24 protein-coding genes and 1 other annotated feature are annotated in these 25526 nt (G+C 49.6%); of the genes, 21 read left to right on the forward strand and 3 right to left on the reverse strand.

What is annotated here, in order from left to right; translation table 11 throughout:
• Positions 1-376 precede the first annotated feature (376 nt).
• Positions 377-1042 carry a DNA-binding response regulator gene (locus QQK89_RS13090; RefSeq protein ID WP_284239016.1) on the reverse strand — a complete coding sequence of 222 codons (666 nt, stop codon included), beginning with the start codon at positions 1040-1042 and terminating at the stop codon, positions 377-379.
• Positions 1043-1345: 303 nt separating this feature from the next.
• On the opposite strand from QQK89_RS13090, the gene spoIIGA reads away from it, so the two are divergent.
• The 12 genes from spoIIGA (at position 1346) to QQK89_RS13150 (ending at position 12173) form a co-directional block, all read left to right on the forward strand.
• Positions 1346-2269, forward strand: a complete 924-nt coding sequence (gene spoIIGA / locus QQK89_RS13095; RefSeq protein ID WP_284239017.1) for a sigma-E processing peptidase SpoIIGA — start codon at positions 1346-1348, stop codon at positions 2267-2269.
• Positions 2270-2323: 54 nt separating this feature from the next.
• Positions 2324-3046 (forward strand): RNA polymerase sporulation sigma factor SigE, encoded by a 723-nt coding sequence (gene sigE / locus QQK89_RS13100; RefSeq protein WP_015845452.1) that lies wholly within the window; start codon positions 2324-2326, stop codon positions 3044-3046.
• A gap of 105 nt (positions 3047-3151) precedes the next feature.
• Complete coding sequence (sigG, locus tag QQK89_RS13105) at positions 3152-3934, forward strand: RNA polymerase sporulation sigma factor SigG (RefSeq protein ID WP_015845451.1); 783 nt, start codon at positions 3152-3154, stop codon at positions 3932-3934.
• Between the two features lie 149 nt (positions 3935-4083).
• A complete protein-coding gene (locus tag QQK89_RS13110; RefSeq protein ID WP_284239018.1) occupies positions 4084-4362 on the forward strand; it encodes a PRC-barrel domain-containing protein in 279 nt (92 codons plus the stop codon).
• A 33-nt stretch (positions 4363-4395) separates the two neighbouring features.
• Complete coding sequence (pgeF, locus tag QQK89_RS13115) at positions 4396-5250, forward strand: peptidoglycan editing factor PgeF (RefSeq protein WP_284239019.1); 855 nt, start codon at positions 4396-4398, stop codon at positions 5248-5250.
• A gap of 4 nt (positions 5251-5254) precedes the next feature.
• Complete coding sequence (locus QQK89_RS13120; protein WP_284239020.1) at positions 5255-5983, forward strand: YggS family pyridoxal phosphate-dependent enzyme; 729 nt, start codon at positions 5255-5257, stop codon at positions 5981-5983.
• Between the two features lie 3 nt (positions 5984-5986).
• A complete protein-coding gene (locus QQK89_RS13125) occupies positions 5987-6451 on the forward strand; it encodes a cell division protein SepF (protein WP_284239021.1) in 465 nt (154 codons plus the stop codon).
• 27 nt (positions 6452-6478) lie between these two features.
• Complete coding sequence (locus QQK89_RS13130) at positions 6479-6730, forward strand: YggT family protein (RefSeq protein ID WP_284239197.1); 252 nt, start codon at positions 6479-6481, stop codon at positions 6728-6730.
• 13 nt (positions 6731-6743) lie between these two features.
• Positions 6744-7517, forward strand: a complete 774-nt coding sequence (locus QQK89_RS13135) for an RNA-binding protein (protein ID WP_284239022.1) — start codon at positions 6744-6746, stop codon at positions 7515-7517.
• Positions 7518-7617: 100 nt separating this feature from the next.
• Entirely contained in the window at positions 7618-8175 is a 558-nt protein-coding gene (locus tag QQK89_RS13140; protein ID WP_284239023.1) for a DivIVA domain-containing protein, read from the forward strand.
• Between the two features lie 66 nt (positions 8176-8241).
• Positions 8242-8522: a binding site (T-box leader), on the forward strand.
• Positions 8523-8582: 60 nt separating this feature from the next.
• Positions 8583-11672, forward strand: coding sequence for an isoleucine--tRNA ligase (ileS, locus tag QQK89_RS13145; protein ID WP_284239024.1), 3090 nt, complete (start codon positions 8583-8585; stop codon positions 11670-11672).
• 138 nt (positions 11673-11810) lie between these two features.
• A complete protein-coding gene (locus tag QQK89_RS13150) occupies positions 11811-12173 on the forward strand; it encodes a DUF5665 domain-containing protein (RefSeq protein WP_284239025.1) in 363 nt (120 codons plus the stop codon).
• Between the two features lie 110 nt (positions 12174-12283).
• On the opposite strand, the gene QQK89_RS13155 is transcribed toward QQK89_RS13150, so the two are convergent.
• Positions 12284-12997 carry a TraR/DksA C4-type zinc finger protein gene (locus tag QQK89_RS13155; protein WP_284239026.1) on the reverse strand — a complete coding sequence of 238 codons (714 nt, stop codon included), beginning with the start codon at positions 12995-12997 and terminating at the stop codon, positions 12284-12286.
• Between the two features lie 168 nt (positions 12998-13165).
• Here QQK89_RS13155 and lspA point away from each other — a divergent pair, with 168 nt between their 5' ends.
• The 4 genes from lspA to QQK89_RS13175 all read left to right on the forward strand — a co-directional run bounded on the left by lspA (position 13166) and on the right by QQK89_RS13175 (position 16641).
• Complete coding sequence (lspA, locus tag QQK89_RS13160) at positions 13166-13684, forward strand: signal peptidase II (RefSeq protein ID WP_284239027.1); 519 nt, start codon at positions 13166-13168, stop codon at positions 13682-13684.
• Positions 13668-14612: an RluA family pseudouridine synthase gene (locus tag QQK89_RS13165; protein WP_284239028.1), complete on the forward strand. Its 945-nt coding sequence runs from the start codon at positions 13668-13670 to the stop codon at positions 14610-14612. The genes lspA and QQK89_RS13165 overlap by 17 nt, the downstream gene beginning before the upstream one ends.
• 122 nt (positions 14613-14734) lie before the next feature.
• The gene (gene dapD, locus QQK89_RS13170; RefSeq protein WP_284239029.1) at positions 14735-15445 is read left to right on the forward strand and encodes a 2,3,4,5-tetrahydropyridine-2,6-dicarboxylate N-acetyltransferase; all 711 of its coding nucleotides are present in this window, start codon (positions 14735-14737) and stop codon (positions 15443-15445) included.
• A gap of 77 nt (positions 15446-15522) precedes the next feature.
• Positions 15523-16641 carry an N-acetyldiaminopimelate deacetylase gene (locus tag QQK89_RS13175; protein WP_284239030.1) on the forward strand — a complete coding sequence of 373 codons (1119 nt, stop codon included), beginning with the start codon at positions 15523-15525 and terminating at the stop codon, positions 16639-16641.
• A gap of 57 nt (positions 16642-16698) precedes the next feature.
• Here QQK89_RS13175 and QQK89_RS13180 read toward each other — a convergent pair whose 3' ends face one another.
• Entirely contained in the window at positions 16699-17853 is a 1155-nt protein-coding gene (locus QQK89_RS13180) for an aminotransferase A (protein ID WP_284239031.1), read from the reverse strand.
• Between the two features lie 473 nt (positions 17854-18326).
• Here QQK89_RS13180 and pyrR point away from each other — a divergent pair, with 473 nt between their 5' ends.
• Genes pyrR through carB form a run of 5 tightly spaced genes read left to right on the forward strand, consistent with a single transcriptional unit; the run spans position 18327 to position 25509 of the window.
• Positions 18327-18896, forward strand: coding sequence for a bifunctional pyr operon transcriptional regulator/uracil phosphoribosyltransferase PyrR (gene pyrR / locus QQK89_RS13185; RefSeq protein WP_284239032.1), 570 nt, complete (start codon positions 18327-18329; stop codon positions 18894-18896).
• Positions 18893-19798 (forward strand): aspartate carbamoyltransferase catalytic subunit, encoded by a 906-nt coding sequence (locus tag QQK89_RS13190; RefSeq protein WP_284239198.1) that lies wholly within the window; start codon positions 18893-18895, stop codon positions 19796-19798. The genes pyrR and QQK89_RS13190 overlap by 4 nt, the downstream gene beginning before the upstream one ends.
• Positions 19799-19830: 32 nt before the next feature.
• On the forward strand, positions 19831-21123 hold the full coding sequence (locus QQK89_RS13195; RefSeq protein ID WP_284239033.1) for a dihydroorotase: 1293 nt from the start codon (positions 19831-19833) through the stop codon (positions 21121-21123).
• 35 nt (positions 21124-21158) lie between these two features.
• On the forward strand, positions 21159-22304 hold the full coding sequence (locus QQK89_RS13200) for a carbamoyl phosphate synthase small subunit (RefSeq protein WP_015845432.1): 1146 nt from the start codon (positions 21159-21161) through the stop codon (positions 22302-22304).
• Entirely contained in the window at positions 22291-25509 is a 3219-nt protein-coding gene (gene carB / locus QQK89_RS13205; protein WP_284239034.1) for a carbamoyl-phosphate synthase large subunit, read from the forward strand. Before QQK89_RS13200 ends, carB begins: the two co-directional genes overlap by 14 nt.
• The last annotated feature ends 17 nt before the right edge of the window (positions 25510-25526 follow it).

Genomic DNA, 25526 nt, shown 5'->3' on the forward strand with positions numbered 1-25526 from the left:
TGGAAAAGTAACCAATGCTGCTACTGTAAGCTCCAAAGGCGGCTAACAGCGTGGAAGAGTAACCAATGTTGCTGCTGTAAGCATCAAAAGAAGCTAACACAGGTCGACCAGGCTTACGTTACATGCAACTGCCGCACCGAAAGCTCCAAAGGCGGCTAGCAGGGTGGAGAAGTAACCAATGTTGCTGCTGTAAGCTTCAAAGGAAGCTAACACAAGTCAACCAACCCTACCATAAATGCAAACGTGGCACCGTAAGCTCCAAAGGCGGCTAACAGGGTGGAAAAGTAACCAATGCAGCTGCTGTAAGCTTCAAAGGAAGCTAACACAGGACAACCAACCCTACTATAAATGCAACTGCCTCACGTAAGCAGAACCGTTACTTAAGTTTGTCATTATTAACAATGTAACAACGGACACGTTTCTCTCCGGAACCATGCTTAAGTAGTTTGTTATTTGCTAACATACTATGTAATAGGGTTCTAGTTCGCTTTTCCCCGATTTGTAGGTGCGCTCGAACATCAATCGGTCTCAAGGGCCTGCCAAGCCGCATGGCATACTTCAGAATCTCAGCCTCCAGTATCTCGTCCGCACTCACTTCATCTGTCCTGGGACGCCCCAAGCGCGAGCCGAAATACTGTTGCAGCGTTTGGATGCAGATCCGCGGCTTGTCCTTCACATCATCGTAAGAGAAACGCAGGACATCCCAGCCGTCGATCACCAGATGATTTTGCCTTGCTAAATTGTCCGAGAACTGCCAACGGCTAACGCCTGCGGCATGCGTGTTGTAGCCGTCTACTTCAATAGCAAGCCTCAAGACATCATCAACATAGGCAAAATCAAGATACCGCCTTCCCTCACGGAAATCGATTAGCTCAAACTCCGGATAAAGATGGTCAAATTGCAAGAATGCAGGCCACCACACTTTATCAAGAAACAGCTTGCCCTCATGGCTCACTCCTTCAGCCAATCTTCTTTTATTCTCACCGTTCCGTCTCTTAAGATGATCTTCGTACCAACTATTAAAAACTTCCTCATACGACAAATCCGGTCACGCTCCTCGCCAAATGGGAATAAAAAAAGCCACGTCACAGGAAAGAATTCATCCTGAAGACGCGGCGTGTGCTTCACTGCCATAGGGATAATATGGATAAAGATTACCATAATCCAGACTATGCAACAACCCTATAGCCCTATAAACTCGCATTTTACCCTCGACAAAAAAAGCTATGTCATACCGTCATGTTTAGACAGACTTTGAAATAGGATTTTTATATACTAGGGTCAATCGTTCTCTCTGGAAGGGAGGGCAACAGGTTGTCGTTCCAACCCGCTGGAAGGTGATGCTGTGGCTGTTTATGTCGATGTCATGTTTATGCGGGAGTTGCTTGTTGATGGCAGCATACTGCTGACTACCGCTTGGGTACGTCACATCCGGGCACGTCCTTGGCGGGTGTTGACGGCATCCAGCATTGGTGCTTGTTACGTTGTTCTCATGCTTTATCCGCCGTTATCTATCTTATTTACATTGGCTGTAAAAATACTGATTTCGCTTCTTATGTTATGGGTTGCGTTTGGTTTCTCGTCAATCCAGAACTTATTCAGAAATATCGCCGCTTTCTACACCATTAATTTTGTTGCAGCGGGGGCGATAATCGGTATTCATTACTTGTTGATGCAAGGCTCAGGCGAAGTATGGCGTACGATCACCTTTATAAATGGCGGTATGCAGGTCGAGCTGAAGATGGGATTTATTTATCTTGTCGCGGCCTTTAGTATCGGCATTTACATATACCGCTCGGTTTATGTTCAGCGGCGTGAGAGGGAGCTGGTAAAAACCCATTTGGCCGAGGTGAAAATTCAAATCGGCGACCGGGAGCATACATGCACCGGACTAATTGACACAGGGAACCAGCTGTACGATCCGTTAACGCGGACGCCAGTTATGGTTGTTGAAGCAAACTTGTGGCAAGATGATCTGCCGGAATCCTGGATGAAGAGCATCCGGGAATCTCAAGTGGATCGGCTGGTTGCAGGACTTGGAGAAGAATCGTTTGCCTGGCAGGATCGACTGCGACTGGTACCCTACAGAGGAATCAATCGAGGATCGCAATTTATGCTGGCATTAAAACCGGATTATGTACAAATTGAGCGGGAAGGTCAAGTGTTCGTTACACGGAAGGTGCTGGTCGGCATCGATGGCGGTAAACTTTCATCGGACAGCGCTTACCAAGCGATTATCCACCCGTCACTCGTTCAAAACAGCCAATGATCGGATGAAGAAGAATGAACGCTAACATCAATTTGGGGAGGGATGGGCCGGATGATGCTCGTCAAGTGGAAATTAGTCCTGCAGTTATATTATTATCGTGTTTTGTTTTTATTCGGATTAAAAAGCGAAGAAATCTATTATATCGGCGGCAGCGAGGCGCTTCCTCCGCCCCTCACCCGTGAAGAAGAGGAATATTTGCTCGATAAGCTGCCATCCGGCGATACCGCCATCCGTGCGATGCTCATTGAACGGAACTTGCGACTTGTCGTATACATTGCGCGTAAGTTCGAGAACACCGGCATCCATATTGAAGATTTGGTATCGATCGGAGCTATCGGCCTCATCAAAGCGGTAAACACGTTTGATCCGGAGAAAAAAATCAAGCTGGCCACTTACGCTTCCCGTTGTATTGAAAATGAAATTTTGATGTACCTGCGCCGCAACAGCAAGACGCGCACAGAGGTATCTTTTGACGAGCCGCTTAACATTGATTGGGATGGCAACGAACTGCTCTTGTCGGATGTGCTTGGTACGGAGAATGATACGATCTACCGGAATATCGAGGAGCAGGTTGACCGTAAGTTGCTTCATAAAGCGTTAGATAAGTTATCCGAACGGGAACGCATTATTATGGAACTACGCTTCGGACTTGCGGACGGCGAGGAAAAAACACAGAAGGATGTAGCCGATTTATTGGGCATTTCCCAGTCCTATATCTCCCGTCTTGAGAAGCGGATTATCAAGCGGCTGCGTAAAGAATTCAACAAAATGGTGTAATGGTATACCCATTTTCGGGGCAACAGATACCCCTGATTCGGAAGAATAAAATAGGGGTCCAGGGAGATAATGTACATTAATGTTTCTCCTTGGGAGGTAATCACGTTGACCCGAAATAAAGTCGAGATCTGTGGAGTGGATACCGCGAAACTGCCTGTCCTGACCAATGCCGAAATGCGGGAGTTGTTTACCGCACTACAAACCCAGAATGAATGGGCAGCAAGAGAGAAATTAGTTAACGGCAATTTAAGGCTGGTTCTAAGTGTCATTCAGCGGTTTAACAATAGGGGAGAGTTTGTGGACGACTTATTCCAAGTCGGCTGCATCGGACTTATGAAGGCAATCGATAACTTCGATCTTAGCCAGAACGTCAAATTTTCCACCTACGCTGTACCGATGATTATCGGAGAAATTCGCCGTTACTTGCGTGACAATAATCCTATCCGCGTATCGCGGAGTCTTAGGGATATTGCCTATAAAGCGCTGCAGGTTCGTGACAGCCTGACGAATCAGAATTCGCGTGAACCAACGATCTTTGAAATTTCCGAAGCCTTAAACGTACCAAAAGAAGATGTCGTATTTGCACTAGACGCGATTCAAGATCCGGTCTCGCTCTTTGAACCGATCTATCATGACGGTGGAGATCCCATCTATGTGATGGACCAGATCAGCGATGACAAGAATAAAGATGTTTCTTGGATTGAAGAAATTGCCCTTCGCGAGGCGATGCACAAGCTGAACGACCGCGAGAAAATGATTTTATCCATGCGCTTCTTTGAAGGCAAGACGCAGATGGAAGTAGCCGACGAAATCGGTATTTCGCAAGCTCAGGTATCCAGGCTGGAGAAGTCCGCGATCCAACAAATGCAAAAGCATGTCAAAACATGAACGGTGCCGTCTGGCACCGTTTTTTTGTTGTTCATGGCTGGAAATAAGGACAAGTCCGAATTGTTTTTTTTCGGGAACAGGACATTTTGGGCGTTTTGTACATATAGATTAGTGAGGGTGTTTATCCCGTGAAGAGGGGTGAAGCGCAAATGAAAATATCCGATTTTCAAACAAAGGATGTTATTAATATTGTGGACGGCAAAAAGCTGGGGCAGATCAGCGATCTTGAACTGGACCTTCGCCAAGGCCGCATTGATGCTATTGTTATTCCGCAATTTACAAGATTTCTTGGGATGTTCGGCAACGGCGGAACCGAGGTTGTCATCCCGTGGCGCAATATTGTGAAGATCGGGGCGGACGTGGTACTCGTACGATTGGATGAAGGAAGCAAGAAACTGGAAGAAGAAGATTTGCACGCGCGCACATAACAGGTTAAACTGCTTACAGAGGTGAGTGCCCGTATGGAATCGTTTAAATCTGTACCAACGGCGAAGGGACCTTCGCTTTTTTTATTGCCATCCTGGATGGATCGCAATAACCGGCTGACCGCCGGATTTACCGGCCGGGGCGGCGGAGTCAGCGAAGATGCGTGGGCATCGTTAAATGTAGGTCTTCACGTAGGAGATGCGGATGAAGACGTTGTTCGCAATCGTCGGCTTATAACGGAAGCGATCGGTTGGCCGTTCGAGGCTTGGACTTGCGGTGAACAGGTGCATGGCTGCGAAGTATTTCAGGTAACGGAAAGCGAGCGTGGAATGGGTAGAGAGTCCCGCGCTTCCGCGATTGCGGATACTGACGGTCTGATGACGAATATACCCGGGGTGCTGCTGGCATCCTTTTACGCGGATTGCGTTCCGCTTTATTTCTATGATCCGGAGAATCAAGCGGTAGCCTTGGCGCACGCGGGTTGGAAAGGAACCGTACAGCAAATTGCGACACGGACGATCGAAGCGATGCAGGAACAGTACGGAACGAAACCCGAGGAACTTCTTTGCGCCATCGGTCCGTCGATTAGCGATTGCTGTTATGAAGTAGACGGTTTTGTGATTGATAAGCTTCAACCATTGGTAGAGGAACTTGCGCGAGAGCTGACGGTTGACCCTGAACTTATGATGACATTGGTGGAAAACGGTAAAGCTATGGTAAACTTAAAACAAATTAACCGACACATTATGCTGAAAGCAGGAATTTTGCCGATTCATATCGAATTATCCCAGTGGTGCACGGGATGCAGTACGGATCAATTTTTCTCCCACCGGAAAGAGGGCGGCAAAACAGGCCGAATGGCCAGCTGGATCGGTATCCGGGAAAGGTGAACGAATGACAAACGCGATTAAAGAAGCATTGCAAGTCAGAATCGAAGAAGTGGAGCGCCGAATTTCTGCCGCCTGTGAGAAAAGCGGCCGCAGCCGTGATGAAGTGAACATTATTGCGGTTACGAAATATGTGGCCTTGGCGACAGCGGAGGCGGCATATGAACTTGGACTCCAGCATCTTGGCGAGAACCGCTGGCAGGATGCAAAGGAAAAATGGGAAGCCATAAGCGGCAGCGAAACGGATGAGTACGGCGGACAAGCCGTCTGGCATTTCATCGGATCCCTGCAGACAAACAAGGTAAAAGACGTCATCGGTAAATTTACATACATACATTCGCTTGATCGTCTGTCGTTAGCGGAGGCGATCGACAAACGGGCTTCCCAGCTTGGTCTTACCGTTCCTTGCTTTATCCAGGTTAACGTATCAGGGGAACAGTCGAAGCACGGTCTTGAGCCTGAAGAGCTTCCGGCATTTCTAACTAAGGTTAAGGAATTATCATCGCTGCGCATAATCGGTTTAATGACGATGGCGCCTTATGAGACGGAAGCAGAAGAGACGAGGCCGGTGTTTCGCGCGTTGCGCGATCTGAAGAACGAGATGAATGAGCGCTCGATCCTCCCGGAGCCAATGACGGAACTATCCATGGGTATGTCAGGAGATTTCGAAGTGGCGATTGAGGAAGGCGCAACCTGGATTCGATTAGGAACGATACTCGTTGGAAAAGAGGGGTAGAGCATGAGTGTAATGAACCGATTTATGAACTTTCTTGGTCTTCAGGAGGAAGAAGAGGTTGTAGAACGCGAAAGAGTTGTACAGCAGCAACCGGAAGAACCGGAAGTTGAAACTTCTCCGTTCGAAGCACGTAGAAACTCCAAAGGCGGCAATAACAACAATATTGTAAGCATTCATTCGCAGAAGAGCGTACGCGTCGTGCTAAGCGAACCTCGCTCTTACGATGAAGCGCAAGATATTGCCGACCATCTGCGTTCGCGCCGGGCGGTTATCGTGAATTTACAGCGTGTACGCACGGATTTGGCTGTACGGATTGTTGATTTCTTAAGCGGAACGGTTTACGCGCTTAACGGCCACATTTCGAAGCTTGGGCCAAACATCTTCCTGTGCACACCGGATTCTGTAGAAATTCAAGGCGCCATTACCGAAATGCTGGCAGAGGATATTGATTACAATAAGATGAGGTGACCTTGATTGACTGTTTCTTCGTTAATTATGAATCTACAGAGCATTTACAGCTTTATGATTATTGGCTACGTATTATTGTCCTGGTTGCCAAATGCACGTGAGAGTTTTATTGGGGTATGGCTTGGCAAATTGGTAGAACCGTATCTCGGCATTTTCCGCAGATTCATTCCACCGATTGGCGGCATGCTTGATCTTTCCCCAATCATTGCGATTTTTGCATTGCGCTTTATTGCGTTTGGCGTTATCGCGGTTCTTGAGTTCATTTTGAACATGTTCTAAGGAAGGACAGCTTATGAATAAAGCAGTATATGAACATTTCCATCCGGATGAGAAACCATTTGTCGACCGGGCAATGGAGTGGGTAGAACGGTCCGCGCAGCTTCATGAGCTGAAGCGGACCGATTTTTTAGATCCGAGACAATCGCAGATCTTGCAAATGCTTGCGAACCGGGATCCGGACGTGAAGCTGCGGCTCGACGGCGGTTATCCGGAGGCAGAACGCTGCAGAGCAATCATCGGGCCGGAGTATCGTTATTTAGAGGATGAACCGGCTGGTTTATCTGTGCTTGCCGTAACAGGCGGCGGCAGTGAGCTTGATCACGGAGATTATCTAGGCGCGTTGCTTGGTCTCGGCGTCAAACGTGATCGAATTGGAGATATTCATGTTCATGAGGACTACGCGCATATAATGGTTTTAGACGAAATTGCCGATTACTTAAATGTACACTTAAGACAAGTGCATCGTGCGAGCGTACTTACGGAAATCATTCCCATCTCAGAGCTGAAGCCCGTTGTACCTGACCTTCAAGAAATGTCCTTCACCGTCGCATCTATGCGGCTTGATGGAATCGCCAGCGACGTTTACCGGATTAGCAGGACCAAGATCGTAGATCCGATCCGCGCGGGTAGATGCAGAGTGAATTGGAAGACAGTCGAGAATCCGTCCGAGCCACTAAAAATGGGAGACGTAATCTCCTTCAAAGGTCTTGGTCGATTCAAAGTACTGGAAGTGGATGGCATGACAAAAAAGGGAAGAATTCGTGTTAGGGTTGGTAAATTTATTTAATTCGTTGCAGGATTTTGGAAACAACTGTCGAATCCATCTTCACAACGAATATTTCCGAGTACATCCGCGATTGCGGCAAATACGTTGAGGAGGTGCGCCAATGCCTTTAACGCCATTGGACATACATAACAAGGAATTTGGACGAAGATTACGCGGGTACGACGAAGATGAGGTTAACGAATTTCTTGATCAGGTGATCAAGGATTATGAATCGATTATTCGCGAGAACAAGGAGCTTCAGAATCAGATTCTGGGCTTGCAGGAGAGATTGAACCATTTTTCCAATATCGAAGAGACGCTTAGCAAAACAATCATCGTTGCGCAGGAAGCTGCGGATGAAGTGAGAAACAACGCGAAGAAAGAAGCTCAACTCATTATTAAAGAGTCGGAGAAAAATGCCGACCGGATTATTAACGAGTCGCTCTCGAAGTCGCGCAAAGTATCGCTGGAAGTGGAAGAGCTTAAGAAGCAGGCTTCCATCTACCGTGCACGTTTCCGTACGCTAGTTGAAGCGCAGCTTGAGCTGCTTGGTCAAGAGGGCTGGGATTCGCTTGATCCGGGTACGCAGCAACTATCCCATTCATCGCATAACTCCCATTCTTCGCATGTCACGTCTTCCGTAACTCATCTGTCCGCGGAACATTTGCAGCGAGGTTAGGCATTTGTCATTTGACAACCGCTCGTCGATGAGCTATAAATAGAATTAATTGCATGATAGTTGATTCAAACTTCATTGACGAGAACGAGTACGATTCCAAGTTCGTCCACCAGAGAGCCGTCGATTGCTGAGAGGCGGCGTTCGAACCGATTCGGAAAATCATCTCCGAGAAGCAGCACTGAACCTGCGATATGTAGAATTCGCATTATTAAGGGCTGACGGCTTGTCCCCCGTTACAGGGACCGCGAATTTACGCAATTCGCGCCAAGGTGTCGTATACGGTTGCTTTAATCAGCAATTGGCATGCGGAACAAGGGTGGTAACGCGAGCTGAGCCTCGTCCCTTTTTACAGGGACGGGGCTTTTTTGTTTTTCAGCAAATACTAAAGTTTTCAGGAGGTATATCAAATGCAACGTGTAGACGTCAAAGAAAAAGCAAGAGCCCGCGATTTGCGCATTCTGAAGCAATGGTCGGAGAACGATACGTTTAAGAAATCCATTGAGAACCGTACAGGCAAACCAAACTATGTATTTTATGAAGGTCCTCCGACCGCAAACGGTGCGCCGCATATCGGCCACGTACTGGGCCGCGTAATCAAGGACTTCATTGGCCGCTATAAAACGATGCAAGGCTACCGCGTTGTCCGCAAAGCGGGCTGGGATACGCATGGTCTGCCGGTAGAGCTTGGCGTTGAGAAGCAGCTTGGCATCTCCGGCAAGCAAGAGATTGAGAAATACGGCGTTGAAGCATTTATCAAGAAGTGTAAGGATAGCGTGTTCGTGTATGAGAAGCAATGGCGTGAGCTCACTGAAGCAATCGCTTATTGGACGGATCTCGACAATCCGTATATCACGCTGAAGAACGAGTACATCGAAAGCGTATGGCATATCCTTTCGACGATCCACGGCAAAGGTTTGTTGTACCGCGGACATCGCGTAAGCCCGTATTGCCCATGCTGCCAAACGACGCTCAGCTCGCATGAAGTAGCTCAAGGTTACGAGGATGTGAAAGATCTTTCGGCAACGGTGAAGTTCAAGCTTGCTAATGGCGAATCCATTCTTGCGTGGACAACAACGCCTTGGACGCTTCCAGCCAACGTTGCTTTGGCCGTTAATCCGGAACTGGAATATATTCGCGCTTCCAAAGACGGCGAAGTGTTCATCGTTGCTAAGAACCTGGCCGACAGCGTGCTCAAAGAAGGGTATGAGACGCTCTCGACGTTGAAGGGCTCTGAGCTTGTTGGTCTTTCTTACGAGCCGCCATTCCGCTATGTGCCGGTTGAACATGGCCACGTGGTTATTCCTGGTGATTTCGTCAGCGACACTAGCGGTACCGGTATCGTTCATATCGCGCCGGCGCATGGTGAAGATGACTATAAAGTTTCCCGCCAGAACGGCATCAGCATGCTTAGCGTCGTGAATAACGCCGGCCGTTATGTTGATGAGGTTACGGACCTTGCCGGTCGTTTCGTCAAAGACTGCGATGTAGACATCGTCAAAATGCTAAGCGAACGCGGCTTGCTCTTCTCCAAAGAGCGTTACGAGCATAGCTATCCGTTCTGCTGGCGTTGCAAATCGCCGCTTCTGTACTATGCAACGGAAAGTTGGTTTATCGAAACGACTAAAGTGAAAGATCAATTGATCGCAAATAACAGCAACGTAGACTGGTACCCGGGTCACATCCGCGAAGGCCGTTTCGGCAAATTCCTTGAGGATCTCGTGGATTGGAATATCAGCCGCAACCGTTATTGGGGAACGCCTCTGAACGTGTGGGTATGCGAAGCAACGGGAAAAGAATATGCGCCAAGCAGCATTGCCGACCTGCGCGAACGCGCAGTAGATTTCGTGCCTGAGGATATCGAGCTGCATAAGCCGTATGTAGACGAAATCAAGTTGAAATCGCCATTCCAGGAAGGCGCGGTAATGACCCGCACGCCGGAAGTAATTGACGTATGGTTCGACAGCGGCTCCATGCCGTTTGCCCAGCAGCATCATCCGTTTGAGAATGCCGAAGAGTTCGCTGACCAATATCCGGCGGATATGATCTGCGAAGGGATCGACCAAACACGCGGCTGGTTCTTCAGCTTGCTGGCGGTGTCCACTTTGTATAACGGCAAGGCTCCTTACAAAGCGGTTATCTCGACGGGGCATATCCTAGATGAGAACGGGCAAAAGATGTCCAAATCCAAAGGTAACGTTATCGATCCTTGGGAGATCATCAATGAGTATGGCACGGATGCGTTCCGTTGGGCTCTTCTTGCAGACAGCGCTCCATGGAACAGCAAACGTTTCTCGCGCGGTATCGTAGGCGAAGCCAAGTCGAAAGTGATTGATACAATCGTTAACACTCACGCGTTCTATGCGCTTTATGCGTCGATCGATGGTTTCAATCCGGCTGATCATGAAGAACGCCCATCAACAAGCAAGCTCGACCGCTGGATCGTATCAAGACTGAACAGCTTGATCAAGACGGTCATCAAGGGTCTTGAAGTGAACGACTTCTTAAACCCTGCGAAATCGATCGAAGTATTCGTGGACGAGATGAGTAACTGGTACATCCGTCGTTCGCGCGACCGCTTCTGGGGCAGCGGCCTGACGGAAGACAAGGTTGCGGCTTATCAAACGCTGCGCCATGTGCTCCTGACGCTTTCCCGTCTTATCGCTCCTTACGCTCCGCTGCTTGCGGAAGACGTATATGGCAACCTTGGCGGCGAATCCAGCGTTCACTTTGCGGATTATCCTGTAGCGGATGAATCGGCAATTGACGAGACGCTCGAACGCGACATGGATAGCGCCAAACAAGTCGTTGAGCTTGCCCGCAACGTGCGCAACGAGACCGGCATCAAAACCCGTCAGCCTTTGTCTGAGCTGATTGTATCGCTTGACCGTGATTTCGCGGTGTCGGACTATGAGGAAATCATCAAAGATGAGATCAACGTGAAGTCGATCGTCGTTCAAAATAGCGATAGCGGGTTTGTTGATTTCGCCCTGAAGCTGAACCTCAAGGTAGCAGGCAAGAAATACGGCAAACATGTTGGCCCGATCCAAGCTTATTTGAAAGGGCTCGCTCCAGAAGCGACACGTGAAGCGGTCAATTCCGGCAGCCTTGTCTTCACTACGGCAGAAGGCGAAGCGGTTACGGTAACTACGGAAGAGCTGCTCGTTGAGAAGCAAGCCAAATCCGGTTTTGCATCGGCATCGGCTGGTGGCGTAACGGTAGCTCTTAACACGGATATTACGCCGGAGCTGGAACAGGAAGGCTGGGTTCGCGAGGTTATCCGCGCGGTTCAGGATACGCGCAAGAAGCTGGATCTGCCGATTGAGAAACGGATCGATCTTGCACTGGATGTAGACGCCGAGCTGCAAGCTGCTTTGCAGAACTTCAGTCATGTATTGAATGAGAATGTCCTGCTGAACAGCGTTTCGTATGAGCAAGCTGATGGTATGGAACGAGTATCCCTTGGTGACAAAGAAATCGGAATTCTTGTCCGCGTTTAGGCATATAGATGCCGGGGATCGGGATATAGTATAAGGAGCATGGCCAAAAAACCGAGGCCTTCATGGGTAAGGCCTCGATTTTTTCCTACCAGCAAGCGGATGAAGGAACCGCAAACGTTTTGCAAAGGGGGACGCCGCATGGTCCGTATCAAACTGGACAACGACCCGGAAAAAGAACGCAAGGATAAAAATGACGACGAATCGATAGAGCAATCCTTAAGCAAGTTGGACATGCGTCTGAGCAAAATCGCTACAAACATGGAACGGACTCAAATCGCCGATTATGTGGATCTGCTGAATCATCCGCTTCGGCTTATTTGGCGGAATCTGCTGGCAGGGCTCTCCAAAGGAGTAGGGCTGGCGATTGGTTTTACTTTTTTTGCTGCGACCATTCTGTATGTACTGCGTATTATTGGTGCGCTCAACCTTCCCATCATCGGTGATTATATCGCAGACATCGTAAGGATTGTTCAGAACCAGCTGGAAGGCAAAATGTATTAAATTGAAAGGCGGACGGTGCTTGCACCTGTCTCTTANNGAGATGTGTATAAGAGACAGGTGCTTGCACCGTCCGCCTTTTCTCACCGCAATAAAAAGTATAAGTTTCCCTGTCATTCGAACTGTTCGGTCTCGAGTTCATGGTCGCCTTCGTCATGGTCCATATATTGCTTATAGTTACGGTTCCGAATGACAGACACATGTTTGCCGGTAATGTCCGTCGCAACAAAACTTTCGTAGGATTCAACGAAACCGTCATTTTCGTCCGCTTCAATCCCAATATGGTCATAATCGCCGACATTGTTGTTTTCCGAGAATGCGGGGGATTCAGCCGTGCCCCATTGTTCAACGATCTGCCAAGCATCTTCGCCGTCAAAGCCGTTATAATCATCGTCATCCCGGCTGGAGCGGCCAAACGGAGGGGAGAGAAATTCCTCTTCCACCGGCTGGTTGTGGGATATGTCCTGTCTTGGCGCATGCTCGACACAATAGAGCGACTCGGGAAGCGCTTCTAGCCGTTCATTGGAAATAGCTTTTCCGCATGCCAGACATTGTCCGTAAGTTCCGTTATCCATTGCTTCCAGCGCGGCCGTAATGCGGGCCAGATGAAGATCCTCTTTCTCAAGCAGAGCGAGATCCTTGGAGCGCTCGAACATCTCGGTTCCAAGATCCGCCGGATGATTATCAATAGGGGATAATTCGCCGGTACTATCGCGCAGCGAAGAAGCAAGTCCATGATGGTCGTTTTGGGACTGACGATCCTCGATCTCCTGTTTCTCTGCCTCAAGCCGGCTTCGAAGCTGCGCAAGCTGGGTTGCATTCGGCATCGGTTGCACCTTCCTTAAACAAAATGAAGTATGTCGATCAATATCTAAGCTATAGTTTTCGCAAACGGGCTTTTTTTATAAAGGACTTCGTTGGAAAGGGGACTACTGGCTGAATAGCGGCCGATTATGCTACAATACAGTAGTTTGGTACAAACTAGGAGGGATACGATGCGTTTTTATTATTACTGGATCGCGATAGCAGCTTTTGTGCTGGATTTGGTCACCAAAAAAATCATTGAGGCTCAGCTTGAAATCGGTGAGCAAATTAGCGTGATCGGCAATTTCTTCATTATTACCTCGTATCGGAACCGCGGAGCAGCATTTAGCATTTTGCAAGAACAGAGGGTGTTCTTCATCATTATTACTGTTCTTATTGTGAGCGCCATTATCTGGTATACCCAAGCTAACCGAAAATCAGGAAAAGTATGGTTATTGACCGGGCTTGGACTCGTTCTTGGCGGAGCGGTTGGCAATTTTCTCGACCGTGCCCTTAAAGGCGAAGTAGTTGACTTCCTGATGTTTAATTTCGGCAGCTATACGTTCCCGATTTTTAACATAGCGGATTCCGCTATTTGCGTTGGCGTAGCATGTATTCTGATTGATACTTTGCTTCATTCCAAGGAAGAGAAGAGCCAAATTGGCAATAGAGAGGATAAGGAACATAACGAGCATGAACAGCCTGTTTAATGAAAGTGAAGAGTTGTTGGAGTTTGAAGTATTGCCGGAGCAAGCAGGAGAGCGGATTGATAAATTCGTAACGGACAGCTTGAACGAGGATTCCATATCCCGAACGCAAGTGCAGGAGTGGATCAAATCCGGTGCCGTACACGTTAATCAAAACGCGGTTAAACCTAACTATAAGCTATCCTCTGGCGATCAAGTGGCGATTCGTATTCCGGAGCCGGAAGATGCGCCGATTGTAGCGGAAAATATTCCGCTTGATATTGTTTATGAAGATTCTGACGTTATCGTCATAAATAAACCTAGGGGTATGGTCGTACACCCTGCTCCCGGACATTCGTCGGGTACAGTCGTTAACGCGCTTATGTATCATTGCAAAGATTTGTCCGGCATTAACGGCGTGCTGCGCCCCGGCATTGTTCACCGCATCGATAAGGACACTTCCGGATTGCTGATGGCAGCCAAAAACGATCTGGCGCATGTATCGCTTGCCCAGCAGCTCAAAGACCATACCGTTTCCCGCAAATACATTGCGCTTGTTCACGGTAATTTGCCGCATGATCAAGGCACGATCGACGCGCCAATCGGACGGGACCAGAACGACCGGAAGATGTTTACGGTCACGGATCGCAACAGCAAGCATGCCGTTACTCACTTTTCGGTACTTGAGCGCATTGCCGATGATTATACGATTGTCGAGCTGCAGTTGGAAACTGGGCGCACGCACCAGATCCGCGTTCATTTGAAATATATCGGTTATCCGCTTGCGGGAGATCCGATGTACGGACGCAACAAGACGGTGGCGCTCAAAGGACAAGCCTTGCATGCTGCTCTACTGGGCTTTAAGCATCCCCGGACCGGCGAGTTCCTTGAGTTCGAAGCGCCAATTCCGGCCGATATGGAGCATGTGATTAATTCGCTTCGCTTGCGTTAAAAAAAGCTGAATGCGAAAAAATGCAAACATTTCAGCAAATTATTCATTAATTCAACTAAAAAAGTAAGCTATTCTAAGCATGAATAAGCTTGTCTTTATGAATAAAGGAGAGACGATACGATATGCAAAACATGGAACAAACAATGGAAGTTATTAATTACATCAAAAATGGCAAAAAAGTTACGCCGGTGAAGGTTTACTTCAAGGGCAAAATCGCTTCCACTAATACTGAAGTAAAAGTATTCGATTTCGGCGACGGCGGCGTGCTGTTCGGCGATTGGGCGCAAGTCCAAGAATTGCTGGAAACTGAGAAAGCAAACATCGAATATTACGAAGTTGAGAACGATCGCCGCAACTCCGCGATTCCAATGCTGGATCTAAAAGGCATCAACGCCCGCATCGAGCCAGGCGCGGTTATCCGCGATAAAGTTGAGATCGGCAACAACGCGGTTATCATGATGGGCGCATCGATCAATATCGGTTGCGTGATTGGCGAAGGTACAATGATCGATATGAACGCAACGCTTGGCGGACGCGTTCAAGTCGGCAAAATGTGCCATGTTGGCGCAGGCGCGGTTCTGGCTGGCGTTATTGAACCGCCATCCGCTTTGCCTGTTGTTATCGAAGATGACGTTGTTATCGGCGCTAACGCGGTTGTTCTGGAAGGCGTACGCGTAGGCCAAGGCGCAGTAATCGCGGCTGGCGCGATTGTAATCGAAGACGTGCCTGCGAATGCGGTTGTTGCCGGCGTACCGGCTCGCGTTATCAAGATGGTAGACGACAAGACCAAATCCAAGACCATCATCGTTGAAGGTCTTCGCGACTTGAAATAATAAGATTTGCTACGCGCGCCATAAATATGGCGCGTGTTTCCTTATAAAGCGCCTTACAGGGGAATAGGAGTTAACAAATGAGCGTGTTTGTGGAGTTGAGAAGGAAGTTGCACCAAATTCCCGAGCCGGGCTTTCAAGAGTTTAAGACGCAAGCCATGCTGCTCGAGTATTTGAACGGATTGCCGCAAGAGAATTTGGAAATACGTACTTGGCGCACCGGCATTTTTGTTCGGGTAAAAGGTCTCGTCGGCGAACGCTGTTTAGGTTACCGGGCCGATATGGACGGACTTCCGATTGAAGAGGATACGGGTTATTCATTCCAATCGACGCATCCGGGCTACATGCATGCATGCGGTCATGATTTACATATGGCAATTGGTCTTGGCGTATTAACGTCCATTGTGGAACAGCCCATTAATGATGATGTTCTGTTTGTATTTCAACCGGCAGAAGAAGGGCCAGGCGGTGCGTTGCCGATGCTTGAGAGCGAGGAGTTCAAAGCGTGGAAGCCGGATTTCATGATGGCGCTGCATATCGCGCCGGAATATCCGGTAGGTACAATCGCAACGCGGCCGGGTATTTTATTTGCCAATACGTCCGAGTTGTTTATCGACGTAATCGGCAAAGGCGGCCATGCCGCTTATCCTCACCGCGCGAACGATATGATTGTTGCGTCCGCGAGCCTTATTATGCAGCTGCAGTCTATCGTTTCCCGGAACGTTGACCCACTCGATTCGGTTGTGGTAACCCTCGGCAAGATCGAAGGCGGTACGAAGCAGAACATCATTGCGGAGCGGGTACGCCTTGAAGGCACGATCAGAACGTTGTCCGCCAAGTCGATGAGTGACGTGAAAGGGCGTATCGAAGCTATATTAAACGGCATTGAGGTCAGCTTCGGCTGTAAGACTGAGCTCGATTACGGCTCGAATTACTATCAGGTATATAACAACGAGCAAGAAGCGGAGCAATTTATGAATTGGGCTCAGGCTTATGATTCCGTAAATCTCATTGAATGTACCGAAGCCATGACCGGAGAGGACTTTGGATATTTCCTTCGCGATATTCCTGGCCTCATGTTCTGGCTTGGCGTTGATACGGCTTACGGCCTTCATCATGCTAAGCTTGAACCCCAAGAGGAAGCGATCGGGATTGCAATCGACGTGGTTTCTAAGTATTTGCGCCATCGCTCTTCTTAACAAAAAAGCTGCTTCGCGAACAATTCGCAAAGCAGCTTTTTATTATCTATAGAATAGTTATAGGCCTTGTACAAAAGATTTGATCCGTTCCATTGCTTCTTGAAGCATTTCCATCGAGCAGGCGTAGGAAATTCGGATGTACTCGTCCCCGAATGGGGCAAAAGCGGCTCCCGGTACGACAGCAACCCGTTTCTCTTCAAGCAGTCGATGCGCAAACGTTGTGGAATCAAGACCAAACTTTGCGATGGATGGGAAGATGTAAAAAGCTCCGTTTGGCTTTACTACATCAAATCCTGCCTCAACCAGACTGTTATAAGCGAAGTCGCGGCGACGTGCGTATTCGTCTCGCATTGGCAAGGCGTCATCGATGCCGTTCGTCAATGCTTCGACTGCTGCGGCTTGGCTAATGGAGCTGGTGCAGGTTACGTTGTACTGGTGAACCTTTACGATATGTTTAGCCAGATAAGCCGGCGCAAACAACAATCCAATACGCCAGCCGGTCATGGAATGCGACTTCGATAACCCGTTAATAACGATCGTTTTGTCGCGCATCCCCGGCAAAGACGCGATGGAGGAATGAGTGCCGTCAAACACGAGCTCGCTATAAATCTCATCGGACAATATAAACAGTTCGCGCTCTTCGACTAATGCCGCAATCTCCTGAAGCTCTTCTAGGCTTAACGTACAGCCTGTCGGATTTGAAGGCGATGCCAGCACAATGCAACGCGTGCGTTCCGTCAAATGCTCCTTGATCAGATCGGCTGTCAGTTTAAAGCTGTTGCCGCTTGTATCAACATGTACCGGTAAAGCGCCGCACATGCGAATGATCGGCTCATAGCCCGGATAGATTGGACCCGGAAGCAGCACTTCGCTGCCTTCTTCCAGAATAGTCCGGAAAGCCACATCGATGGCTTCGCTTGCGCCAACCGTCACGATAACTTCTTCGGCCGGATCGTAGGACAGCCCGTATTTGCGTTGTAAAAACTCGGAAGCCGCTTTACGCAACTTGAGTGTTCCTGCGTTAGGCGTATATACGGTTTCGCCATTGTCGATCGCCTGCTTGGCTGCGTCAAGAATATGTTTCGGCGTCGGGAAATCCGGCTGCCCGATCGTCAGCGACAGCACCCCGTCGTATTGACTGACCTTATTGGCCATTTTTCGAATACCGGATACTTCAATCGCTTGAACTTCCGGTCTGATTAAATGTTCCATTCCTTCACCTGTCCCGTCTATGTACGTAATCAATGTTATTCATCATATCATATCGGGCTAGGCACTTCGAGAGGGAGAAACGTACATTGTCATGAAGGAATACTTCCGTAAAAAAGTCCCTGTAATATTAATTAAAGGGTATGCAGAACCTAAGATAAGTAATTATGATGGGAACATCCGATCAATTCGGTACAATGTATTGACATAATGCGACGGAAGAGGTACAATTCCTTTTGATATATGGCAGTACCTTTAAATCAGCCCTGTGAGGCTGGCAAGGTAGCGTGAATAACAGATCTGCCGCACTTAGAATAGGGCCTTAGCCTAACCGTATCCTGCTGGGATTGCGGAGGTTAAGTTCGACCCTCTATGTGTGGCTGGTCTCAGGCTCCTTGCGTTGTTGGCAAGGAGCCTTTTTTGTCTCCTCGCCAACATGCGCGATTGATGATCCGAGAGCGAAGGAGGCGGCAGCGGTGGAAGATGAGCATTTGGTTATTATGGACGAGACAGCGATCCGAAGAGCTCTTACAAGAATTGCTCACGAGATTGTGGAGAAGAACAAAGGAATTGATAACTGCGTTCTGATTGGCATTCGTACAAGAGGAATTTACCTGGCGCACCGAATTGCGGACCGTATCCAAGATATCGAAGGCAAGCCAGTGGAAGTCCGAGAGCTCGACATTACCTCTTACCGCGACGACCGTAAAGCATCTGTGGATACCAGCGTAGAACTGGCGGCTGTGATCGGCGATTTGAATGGCGAGAAGTTCTCCGCACATGATAAGAAAGTTATCTTGTGCGACGATGTTCTCTACACCGGTCGAACGATACGCGCAGCCATGGACGCTCTGATGGATTGCGGAAGACCGCAAAGCATCCAGCTCGCCGTACTGGTCGACAGAGGCCACAGAGAGCTCCCTATCCGGCCTGATTATGTAGGCAAAAACGTACCGACCTCCAAACAAGAGCAAATTGACGTCTCGTTAACGGAAATCGATCTGAAGGACCAAGTCATGATCATACACCAAAGGGGGCAGGCCTGATGACGACGATGACACAACTTAAACAACGCAGTTTGCTTGGATTGAAAGACCTTAGCAAAGAGGAAATTGAAGCGATTCTGGATCGCGCGGCTTATTGGGAACAACACCCAAACAAAGTGCACAACGTGATGCAGGGCAAGTTCGCGGCGAACATGTTTTTCGAGAATAGCACGAGAACGCGCTTTTCCTTCGAAGTTGCGGAGAAACGGCTTGGCGCGGAAGTATTGAACTTCTCGGCGGCTGTGTCCAGCGTCCAGAAGGGTGAATCGATCTACGACACGGTTCGCACGCTTGAATCGATGGGCATCGACGTCGGCATTATCCGATTGAAGCCAATCGGCGTACTGGCAGATCTCGCCACGAAAATTCAAGTGCCTTTGATCAACGCAGGCGACGGCAACAACGAGCATCCGACGCAGGCTCTGCTCGATTTATATACGATGCGCAAACATTTCGGCAATCTGAACGGTCTGACCGTATCGATCATCGGTGACGTTCTGCACAGCCGCGTAGCAAGATCCAATCTGTGGGCGCTTCGCAAATTTGGCGCGAAAGTGCAATTCTGCTCGCCGGGCAACATGAAAGCGGCAGACCTCGACGCTCCGTACGTTTCGATGGACGAAGCGCTTCAAGCCGATGTGATTATGATGCTCCGCGTACAGCTGGAACGCCATGAGAGCGGCATGTTGAACTCGGCGGAAGCTTATCGCGAACAGTTCGGCATGACGGTCGAACGCGCAAGCAATATCAAGGACCATGCGATCATCATGCATCCGGCTCCAATCAACCGCGGCGTTGAGATCGACGACGAAGTCGTCGAAAGTCCCAAATCGCGCATTTTCCCGCAAATGGCAAACGGCGTACCGATTCGAATGGCGGTTATTGAACGGGCATTAAGCTAATAACGAATAAACTCCGGAAGGTGAACAAAACAATGTCAGTATGGATTATTAACGGTAACGTATGGGATACAGCTTCTGGAAGCTTGCAAAAAAAACACATTCGTCTCGAAGGCGAGCAAATTGCCGAAATCGTTGACGGCGGCCAAACGCCGGACACGGGCTCGGCAGAAGTAATCGATGCAACGGGCAAACTCGTGTCCGCAGGCTTCATCGACATGCACGTCCACCTTCGCGATCCGGGCTTCGAATATAAAGAAGACATCGCGACAGGAACAAGATCCGCGGCTAAAGGCGGCTTTACTACAATCGCATGCATGCCAAACACAAGACCTTCGGTTGATACGCCCGAAACAGTCAAATACATTTTGGATAAAAACGCGGCAGAAGGCGTTGTAAAGGTTCTGCCTTACGCAGCGATTACGAAAAACCAGCTGGGCCGCGAACTGACGGACTTTGCGGCTTTGAAAGAAGCCGGCGCAATCGGCTTTACCGACGACGGCGTTGGCGTGCAAAGCGCGCAAATGATGAAAGACGCCATGACGCTGGCGCAATCGATGAACATGCCAATCATCGCGCACTGCGAAGATAACACTCTGGTTGAAGGCTTATACGTAAGCGAAGGTTCCTTCTCCCGCAAGCATGGCATTAAAGGCATTCCGAACGAATCGGAAGCGATCCATGTAGGACGCGACGTATTGCTGTCCGAAGCGACAGGCGTTCATTACCATGTGTGCCACGTTAGCACCGAGCAATCGGTTCGCCTGATTCGCCTTGCGAAGCAAATCGGCGTTCGGGTAACGGCTGAAGTGTGCCCGCATCACCTGATTCTGTCGGACGAAGATATTCCGGGAATGGATTCGAACTGGAAAATGAACCCGCCGCTCCGCACGCCACGCGACGTAGAAGCGGTTATCGAAGCGCTTGAGGACGGCACGATCGACATGGTCGTAACCGACCACGCTCCGCATAGCGCGGAAGAGAAAGCTCGCGGCATGCAGCTTGCGCCGTTTGGCATCGTTGGCTTTGAGACGGCTTTCCCACTGCTCTACACGAAATTTGTACGTACCGGCAAATGGACGCTGGGCTTCCTGCTCGACCGGATGACAGCTGACCCTGCTCGCGTATTCGGACTTCCTACCGGCCGTCTTGAAGCGGGAGCGCCTGCCGATCTGACAATCGTTGATCTGGATAATGAGCGTGCGGTAGATCCTTCTACCTTCGCGTCGAAGAGCAACAACACGCCATTTGGCGGCTGGAAGCTGCATGGCTGGACAGTAGCCACAATTGTTGACGGCAAAGTCGTGTATAACGAATCCGCTAACTAATAGAACATACGAAGACCTGATGAGGAGTGATACGGATGCAAGCAAGACTATTATTGGAAGACGGGACGTTATTTACCGGACAATCATTCGGGGCGGAAGCGCAAACGTTTGGTGAGGTTGTTTTTAATACAGGGATTACAGGTTACCAAGAAGTATTGTCCGATCCGTCCTATTGCGGGCAAATCGTTACAATGACATATCCGCTGATCGGCAACTACGGGATCTCGCGCGATGACTTCGAGTCTATCCGCCCAAGCATTCACGGGTTTGTCGTACGCCGTTACGAGCCGGTGCCAAGCAACTGGCGCGCGCAATATTCCCTTGGCGATCTGCTGAAGGAATACAACATTCCGGGCATCACCGGAATCGACACGCGGATGCTGACTCGTATTCTCCGTCAGCACGGTACGATGAAAGGTGTTCTTACAACGGGCACTGAGCGTGTGGAAGAGCTTCAAGAACGTCTTGGCGGCATTCAGCTGATGACGGATCAGGTTGCTCGCACATCCACGAAATCCGTCTTCTCGAGCCCGGGCTTTGGCCCGCGCATCGTCCTTGTAGACTTCGGCGCAAAAAGCGGTATTCTTCGCGAACTGACTGAGCGCGGTTGCGACGTTGTGGTTGTTCCGCACAACACGACTGCAGACGAGATCCGCAAGCTTGCACCTGACGGCATTCAGCTGTCTAACGGCCCCGGGGATCCGAAAGACGTTCCGTACGCTGTACAAATGATCAAAGAACTGCTCGGCGAAATTCCAATCTTCGGTATCTGCCTTGGCCACCAATTGTTCGCTCTGGCTTGCGGCGCGGATACGACAAGACTGAAGTTCGGTCACCGCGGCGGCAACCACCCGGTTAAAGAACTGGCTACCGGCCGTTGCTACGTGACTTCGCAGAACCATGGTTACACGGTTCTTGAAGATTCGATCAACAGCAAGGAACTGACCGTTACTCACATCAATAACAATGACAAGACCATTGAAGGTCTGAAACATAATAAATATCCAGCGTTCTCGGTGCAGTACCATCCGGAAGCAGCACCAGGTCCGTTCGATTCCAGCTACCTGTTCGATGAATTCCTTGAGATGATCCGCGAACACAAACAAAACAACCCGCAAAAACCTCGTCAAGCTGTGCTGGCGGCAACGTTGAAAGGAGAACTTCAATATGCCCAAAAATAATGAACTCAAAAAGATTCTCGTAATTGGCTCCGGTCCAATCGTCATCGGACAAGCGGCAGAATTCGACTATGCCGGCACGCAAGCTTGCCAAGCGCTCAAAGAAGAAGGCTATGAAGTCGTACTGATCAACAGCAACCCTGCTACGATCATGACGGATACAAACATGGCTGACAAAGTATACATCGAACCAATCACGCTTGATTTCGTATCCCAAATCATTCGCCAAGAGCGCCCAGACGGCCTCTTGCCGACACTTGGCGGCCAGACTGGTCTGAACATGGCCGTTGAACTTGCTCGTGCTGGCGTACTGGAACAAGAGAACGTTAAACTTCTTGGCACGCAGCTGACTGCAATCGAGAAAGCGGAAGACCGCGACCTGTTCCGTGATCTGATGCGCGAACTGGAACAACCGGTACCGGAGAGCGTTATCGTAACTACGGTTGAAGAAGCGGTTACTTTCTCTAACGAGATTGGCTACCCGATCATCGTTCGTCCGGCTTACACGCTGGGCGGTACAGGCGGCGGTATTTGCGGAAATGAAGAAGAGCTTCGCGAAACGGTTGCTTCGGGTATCCGTTACAGCCCGATCAACCAATGTTTGGTCGAGAAATCGATCGCCGGCATGAAAGAAGTCGAGTATGAAGTTATGCGCGACGCGAACAACAACTGTATCGTTGTCTGCAACATGGAGAACTTTGACCCGGTTGGCGTACATACTGGCGACAGTATCGTAGTAGCGCCTTCCCAAACGCTGTCTGACCGCGAGTATCAAATGCTCCGTTCGGCATCGCTTAAGATCATCCGCGCCCTCAACATCGAAGGCGGCTGTAACGTTCAGTTCGCGCTGGATCCGCACAGCTTCCAATACTATGTAATCGAAGTTAACCCCCGCGTAAGCCGCTCCTCGGCGCTTGCGTCCAAGGCAACTGGTTACCCGATTGCGAAGATGGCTGCGAAGATCGCTATCGGCTACACGCTGGATGAAATCGTTAACCCGGTTACAGGCCAAACATACGCGATGTTTGAGCCTACCCTTGACTATATCGTATCGAAAATCCCACGTTGGCCGTTCGACAAGTTCGTTAACGCGAACCGTAAGCTCGGCACGCAAATGAAAGCTACGGGCGAAGTTATGGCGATCGGCCGTACATTCGAAGAGTCGATGCACAAAGCGGTTCGTTCGCTTGAGATCGGCACGCACCGTATTCACTTGAAAGAAGCGGTTACGCTTGACGATGCCGTTCTGCAAACGCGTCTGGCTAAGCCGGATGACGAGCGGATGTTCCTCGTAGCGGAAGCATTCCGCCGCGGTTACAAGCTGCAGGATATTCAAGATCTGACGAAGATCGACTGGTGGTTCCTTGATAAAATCCAAGGCATCGTTGAATTCGAAGATCAAATCCGCAGAGAAGTAGCACTTTCGCCTGAAACCCTGTATGAAGCGAAACGCAAAGGCTTCTCGGACCGTTCGATTGCCGAAATCCGCAAAGAAGGATTCCCAAGCGGCAGCCATACGAACGAGCATGATATCCGCGCGTTCCGTAAAGAACTTGGCTTCACTCCGGTATACAAAATGGTAGATACTTGCGCGGCTGAATTTGAAGCTTCGACACCGTACTACTACTCGACATACGAAACAGAAAACGAAGTAACGGAATCAAACAAAGAGAAAGTTCTCGTGCTTGGCTCCGGTCCAATCCGTATCGGTCAAGGCATCGAGTTCGACTACTCGACGGTTCACGCGGTATGGGCAATCCAGAACGCAGGCTACGAAGCGGTTATTATCAACAATAACCCTGAGACCGTATCGACGGACTTCAGCACTTCCGACCGTCTGTACTTCGAACCGCTCTTCTTCGAGGACGTAATGAACGTAATCGAGCAAGAGAAGCCAATTGGCGTAATCGTTCAATTTGGCGGTCAAACGGCGATTAACCTGGCAGCTCCGCTTACGAAAGCCGGCGTACGTATCCTTGGCTCGAGCCTCGAGAGCATCGACACGGCGGAAGACCGCAAGAAGTTCGAAGCTTTGCTTCGCAACTTGAACATTGCTCAGCCTGAAGGCAGCACGGTAACTTCGGTTGACCAAGCGGTTGAAACGGCGCAAAAACTCGGTTACCCGGTACTTGTCCGTCCGTCCTACGTACTTGGTGGCCGCGCGATGGAGATCGTATACTCCGACGAAGAACTTCTGAGCTACATGGAAGTTGCGGTTAAGATCAATCCGGAGCACCCGGTTCTGATTGACCGTTACATGCTTGGCAAAGAAGCGGAAGTTGACGCTATCTGCGACGGCGATACCGTTCTGATCCCGGGTATTATGGAGCATATCGAACGCGCTGGCGTTCACTCCGGCGACTCGATCGCGGTATACCCACCGCAGTCGCTGTCTGACGATATCAAGAACCAAATCGTAGACATCACCGTAAATATCGCTAAGGCGCTCAAAGTAATTGGCCTTGTAAACATCCAATTCGTTATCCATAACGAAAAAGTATACGTAATCGAAGTTAACCCGCGTTCGTCCCGTACGGTTCCGTTCCTGAGCAAAGTAACGGATCTGCCGATGGCGAACCTGGCTACTAAAGCGATTCTTGGCACGAAACTGGCTGACCTTGGCTATGTAGACGGTCTCTGGCGCGAAGATAGCTATGTATCGGTAAAAGTACCGGTATTCTCCTTCGCGAAACTTCGCCGCGTTGACCCGACTTTGACTCCGGAGATGAAATCGACGGGTGAAGTTATGGGCCGCGACGAGAATTATGCAAAAGCATTGTATAAAGGTCTTATCGGTGCAGGCATGAAAATCCCAATGTCCGGTTCGATCATCGTAACGGTAGCAGACAAAGACAAAGAAGAAGCGACTGAACTGCTCCGCGGTTTTGCGGCACTGGGTTACAAAGTGCTTGCAACCGGCGGTACGGCTGACACGCTCGAAGAAGCTGGCCTCCGCGTAAGACGCGTGAACAAGCTGAGCGAAGGCGCTCCAAACATTCTTGATCTGATCCGCGAAGGTGAAGCTCAATTCGTGATCAATACGCTTACGAAGGGCAAAACGCCTGAACGCGACGGCTTCCGGATTCGCCGTGAAGCGGTAGAGAACGGTGTTGTATGTATGACATCGCTTGATACGGTACGCGCTTTGCTCGGCATGCTTGAATCGATCAACTTCTCCTCGCGCCCAATGCCGGTGCTTCAGAAGTAATTGAATACAAGAAAGCA

This window comes from Paenibacillus glycanilyticus (genome assembly GCF_030161375.1).
In the GTDB taxonomy this organism is placed as follows: domain Bacteria; phylum Bacillota; class Bacilli; order Paenibacillales; family Paenibacillaceae; genus Pristimantibacillus; species Pristimantibacillus glycanilyticus_B.

Coding starts and splice junctions, on each gene's coding strand:
- QQK89_RS13150 (WP_284239025.1), top strand. CDS start 11,811: ATGGTCCGTATCAAACTGGACAACGACCCGGAAAAAGAACGCAAGGAT.
- QQK89_RS13175 (WP_284239030.1), top strand. CDS start 15,523: ATGAGCGTGTTTGTGGAGTTGAGAAGGAAGTTGCACCAAATTCCCGAG.
- QQK89_RS13140 (WP_284239023.1), top strand. CDS start 7,618: ATGCCTTTAACGCCATTGGACATACATAACAAGGAATTTGGACGAAGA.
- QQK89_RS13125 (WP_284239021.1), top strand. CDS start 5,987: ATGAGTGTAATGAACCGATTTATGAACTTTCTTGGTCTTCAGGAGGAA.
- QQK89_RS13200 (WP_015845432.1), top strand. CDS start 21,159: ATGCAAGCAAGACTATTATTGGAAGACGGGACGTTATTTACCGGACAA.
- carB (WP_284239034.1), top strand. CDS start 22,291: ATGCCCAAAAATAATGAACTCAAAAAGATTCTCGTAATTGGCTCCGGT.
- QQK89_RS13195 (WP_284239033.1), top strand. CDS start 19,831: ATGTCAGTATGGATTATTAACGGTAACGTATGGGATACAGCTTCTGGA.
- ileS (WP_284239024.1), top strand. CDS start 8,583: ATGCAACGTGTAGACGTCAAAGAAAAAGCAAGAGCCCGCGATTTGCGC.
- QQK89_RS13120 (WP_284239020.1), top strand. CDS start 5,255: ATGACAAACGCGATTAAAGAAGCATTGCAAGTCAGAATCGAAGAAGTG.
- lspA (WP_284239027.1), top strand. CDS start 13,166: ATGCGTTTTTATTATTACTGGATCGCGATAGCAGCTTTTGTGCTGGAT.
- sigE (WP_015845452.1), top strand. CDS start 2,324: ATGCTCGTCAAGTGGAAATTAGTCCTGCAGTTATATTATTATCGTGTT.
- pgeF (WP_284239019.1), top strand. CDS start 4,396: ATGGAATCGTTTAAATCTGTACCAACGGCGAAGGGACCTTCGCTTTTT.
- QQK89_RS13135 (WP_284239022.1), top strand. CDS start 6,744: ATGAATAAAGCAGTATATGAACATTTCCATCCGGATGAGAAACCATTT.
- dapD (WP_284239029.1), top strand. CDS start 14,735: ATGCAAAACATGGAACAAACAATGGAAGTTATTAATTACATCAAAAAT.
- QQK89_RS13165 (WP_284239028.1), top strand. CDS start 13,668: ATGAACAGCCTGTTTAATGAAAGTGAAGAGTTGTTGGAGTTTGAAGTA.
- QQK89_RS13180 (WP_284239031.1), bottom strand. CDS start 17,853: ATGGAACATTTAATCAGACCGGAAGTTCAAGCGATTGAAGTATCCGGT.
- QQK89_RS13130 (WP_284239197.1), top strand. CDS start 6,479: ATGAATCTACAGAGCATTTACAGCTTTATGATTATTGGCTACGTATTA.
- QQK89_RS13110 (WP_284239018.1), top strand. CDS start 4,084: ATGAAAATATCCGATTTTCAAACAAAGGATGTTATTAATATTGTGGAC.
- QQK89_RS13155 (WP_284239026.1), bottom strand. CDS start 12,997: ATGCCGAATGCAACCCAGCTTGCGCAGCTTCGAAGCCGGCTTGAGGCA.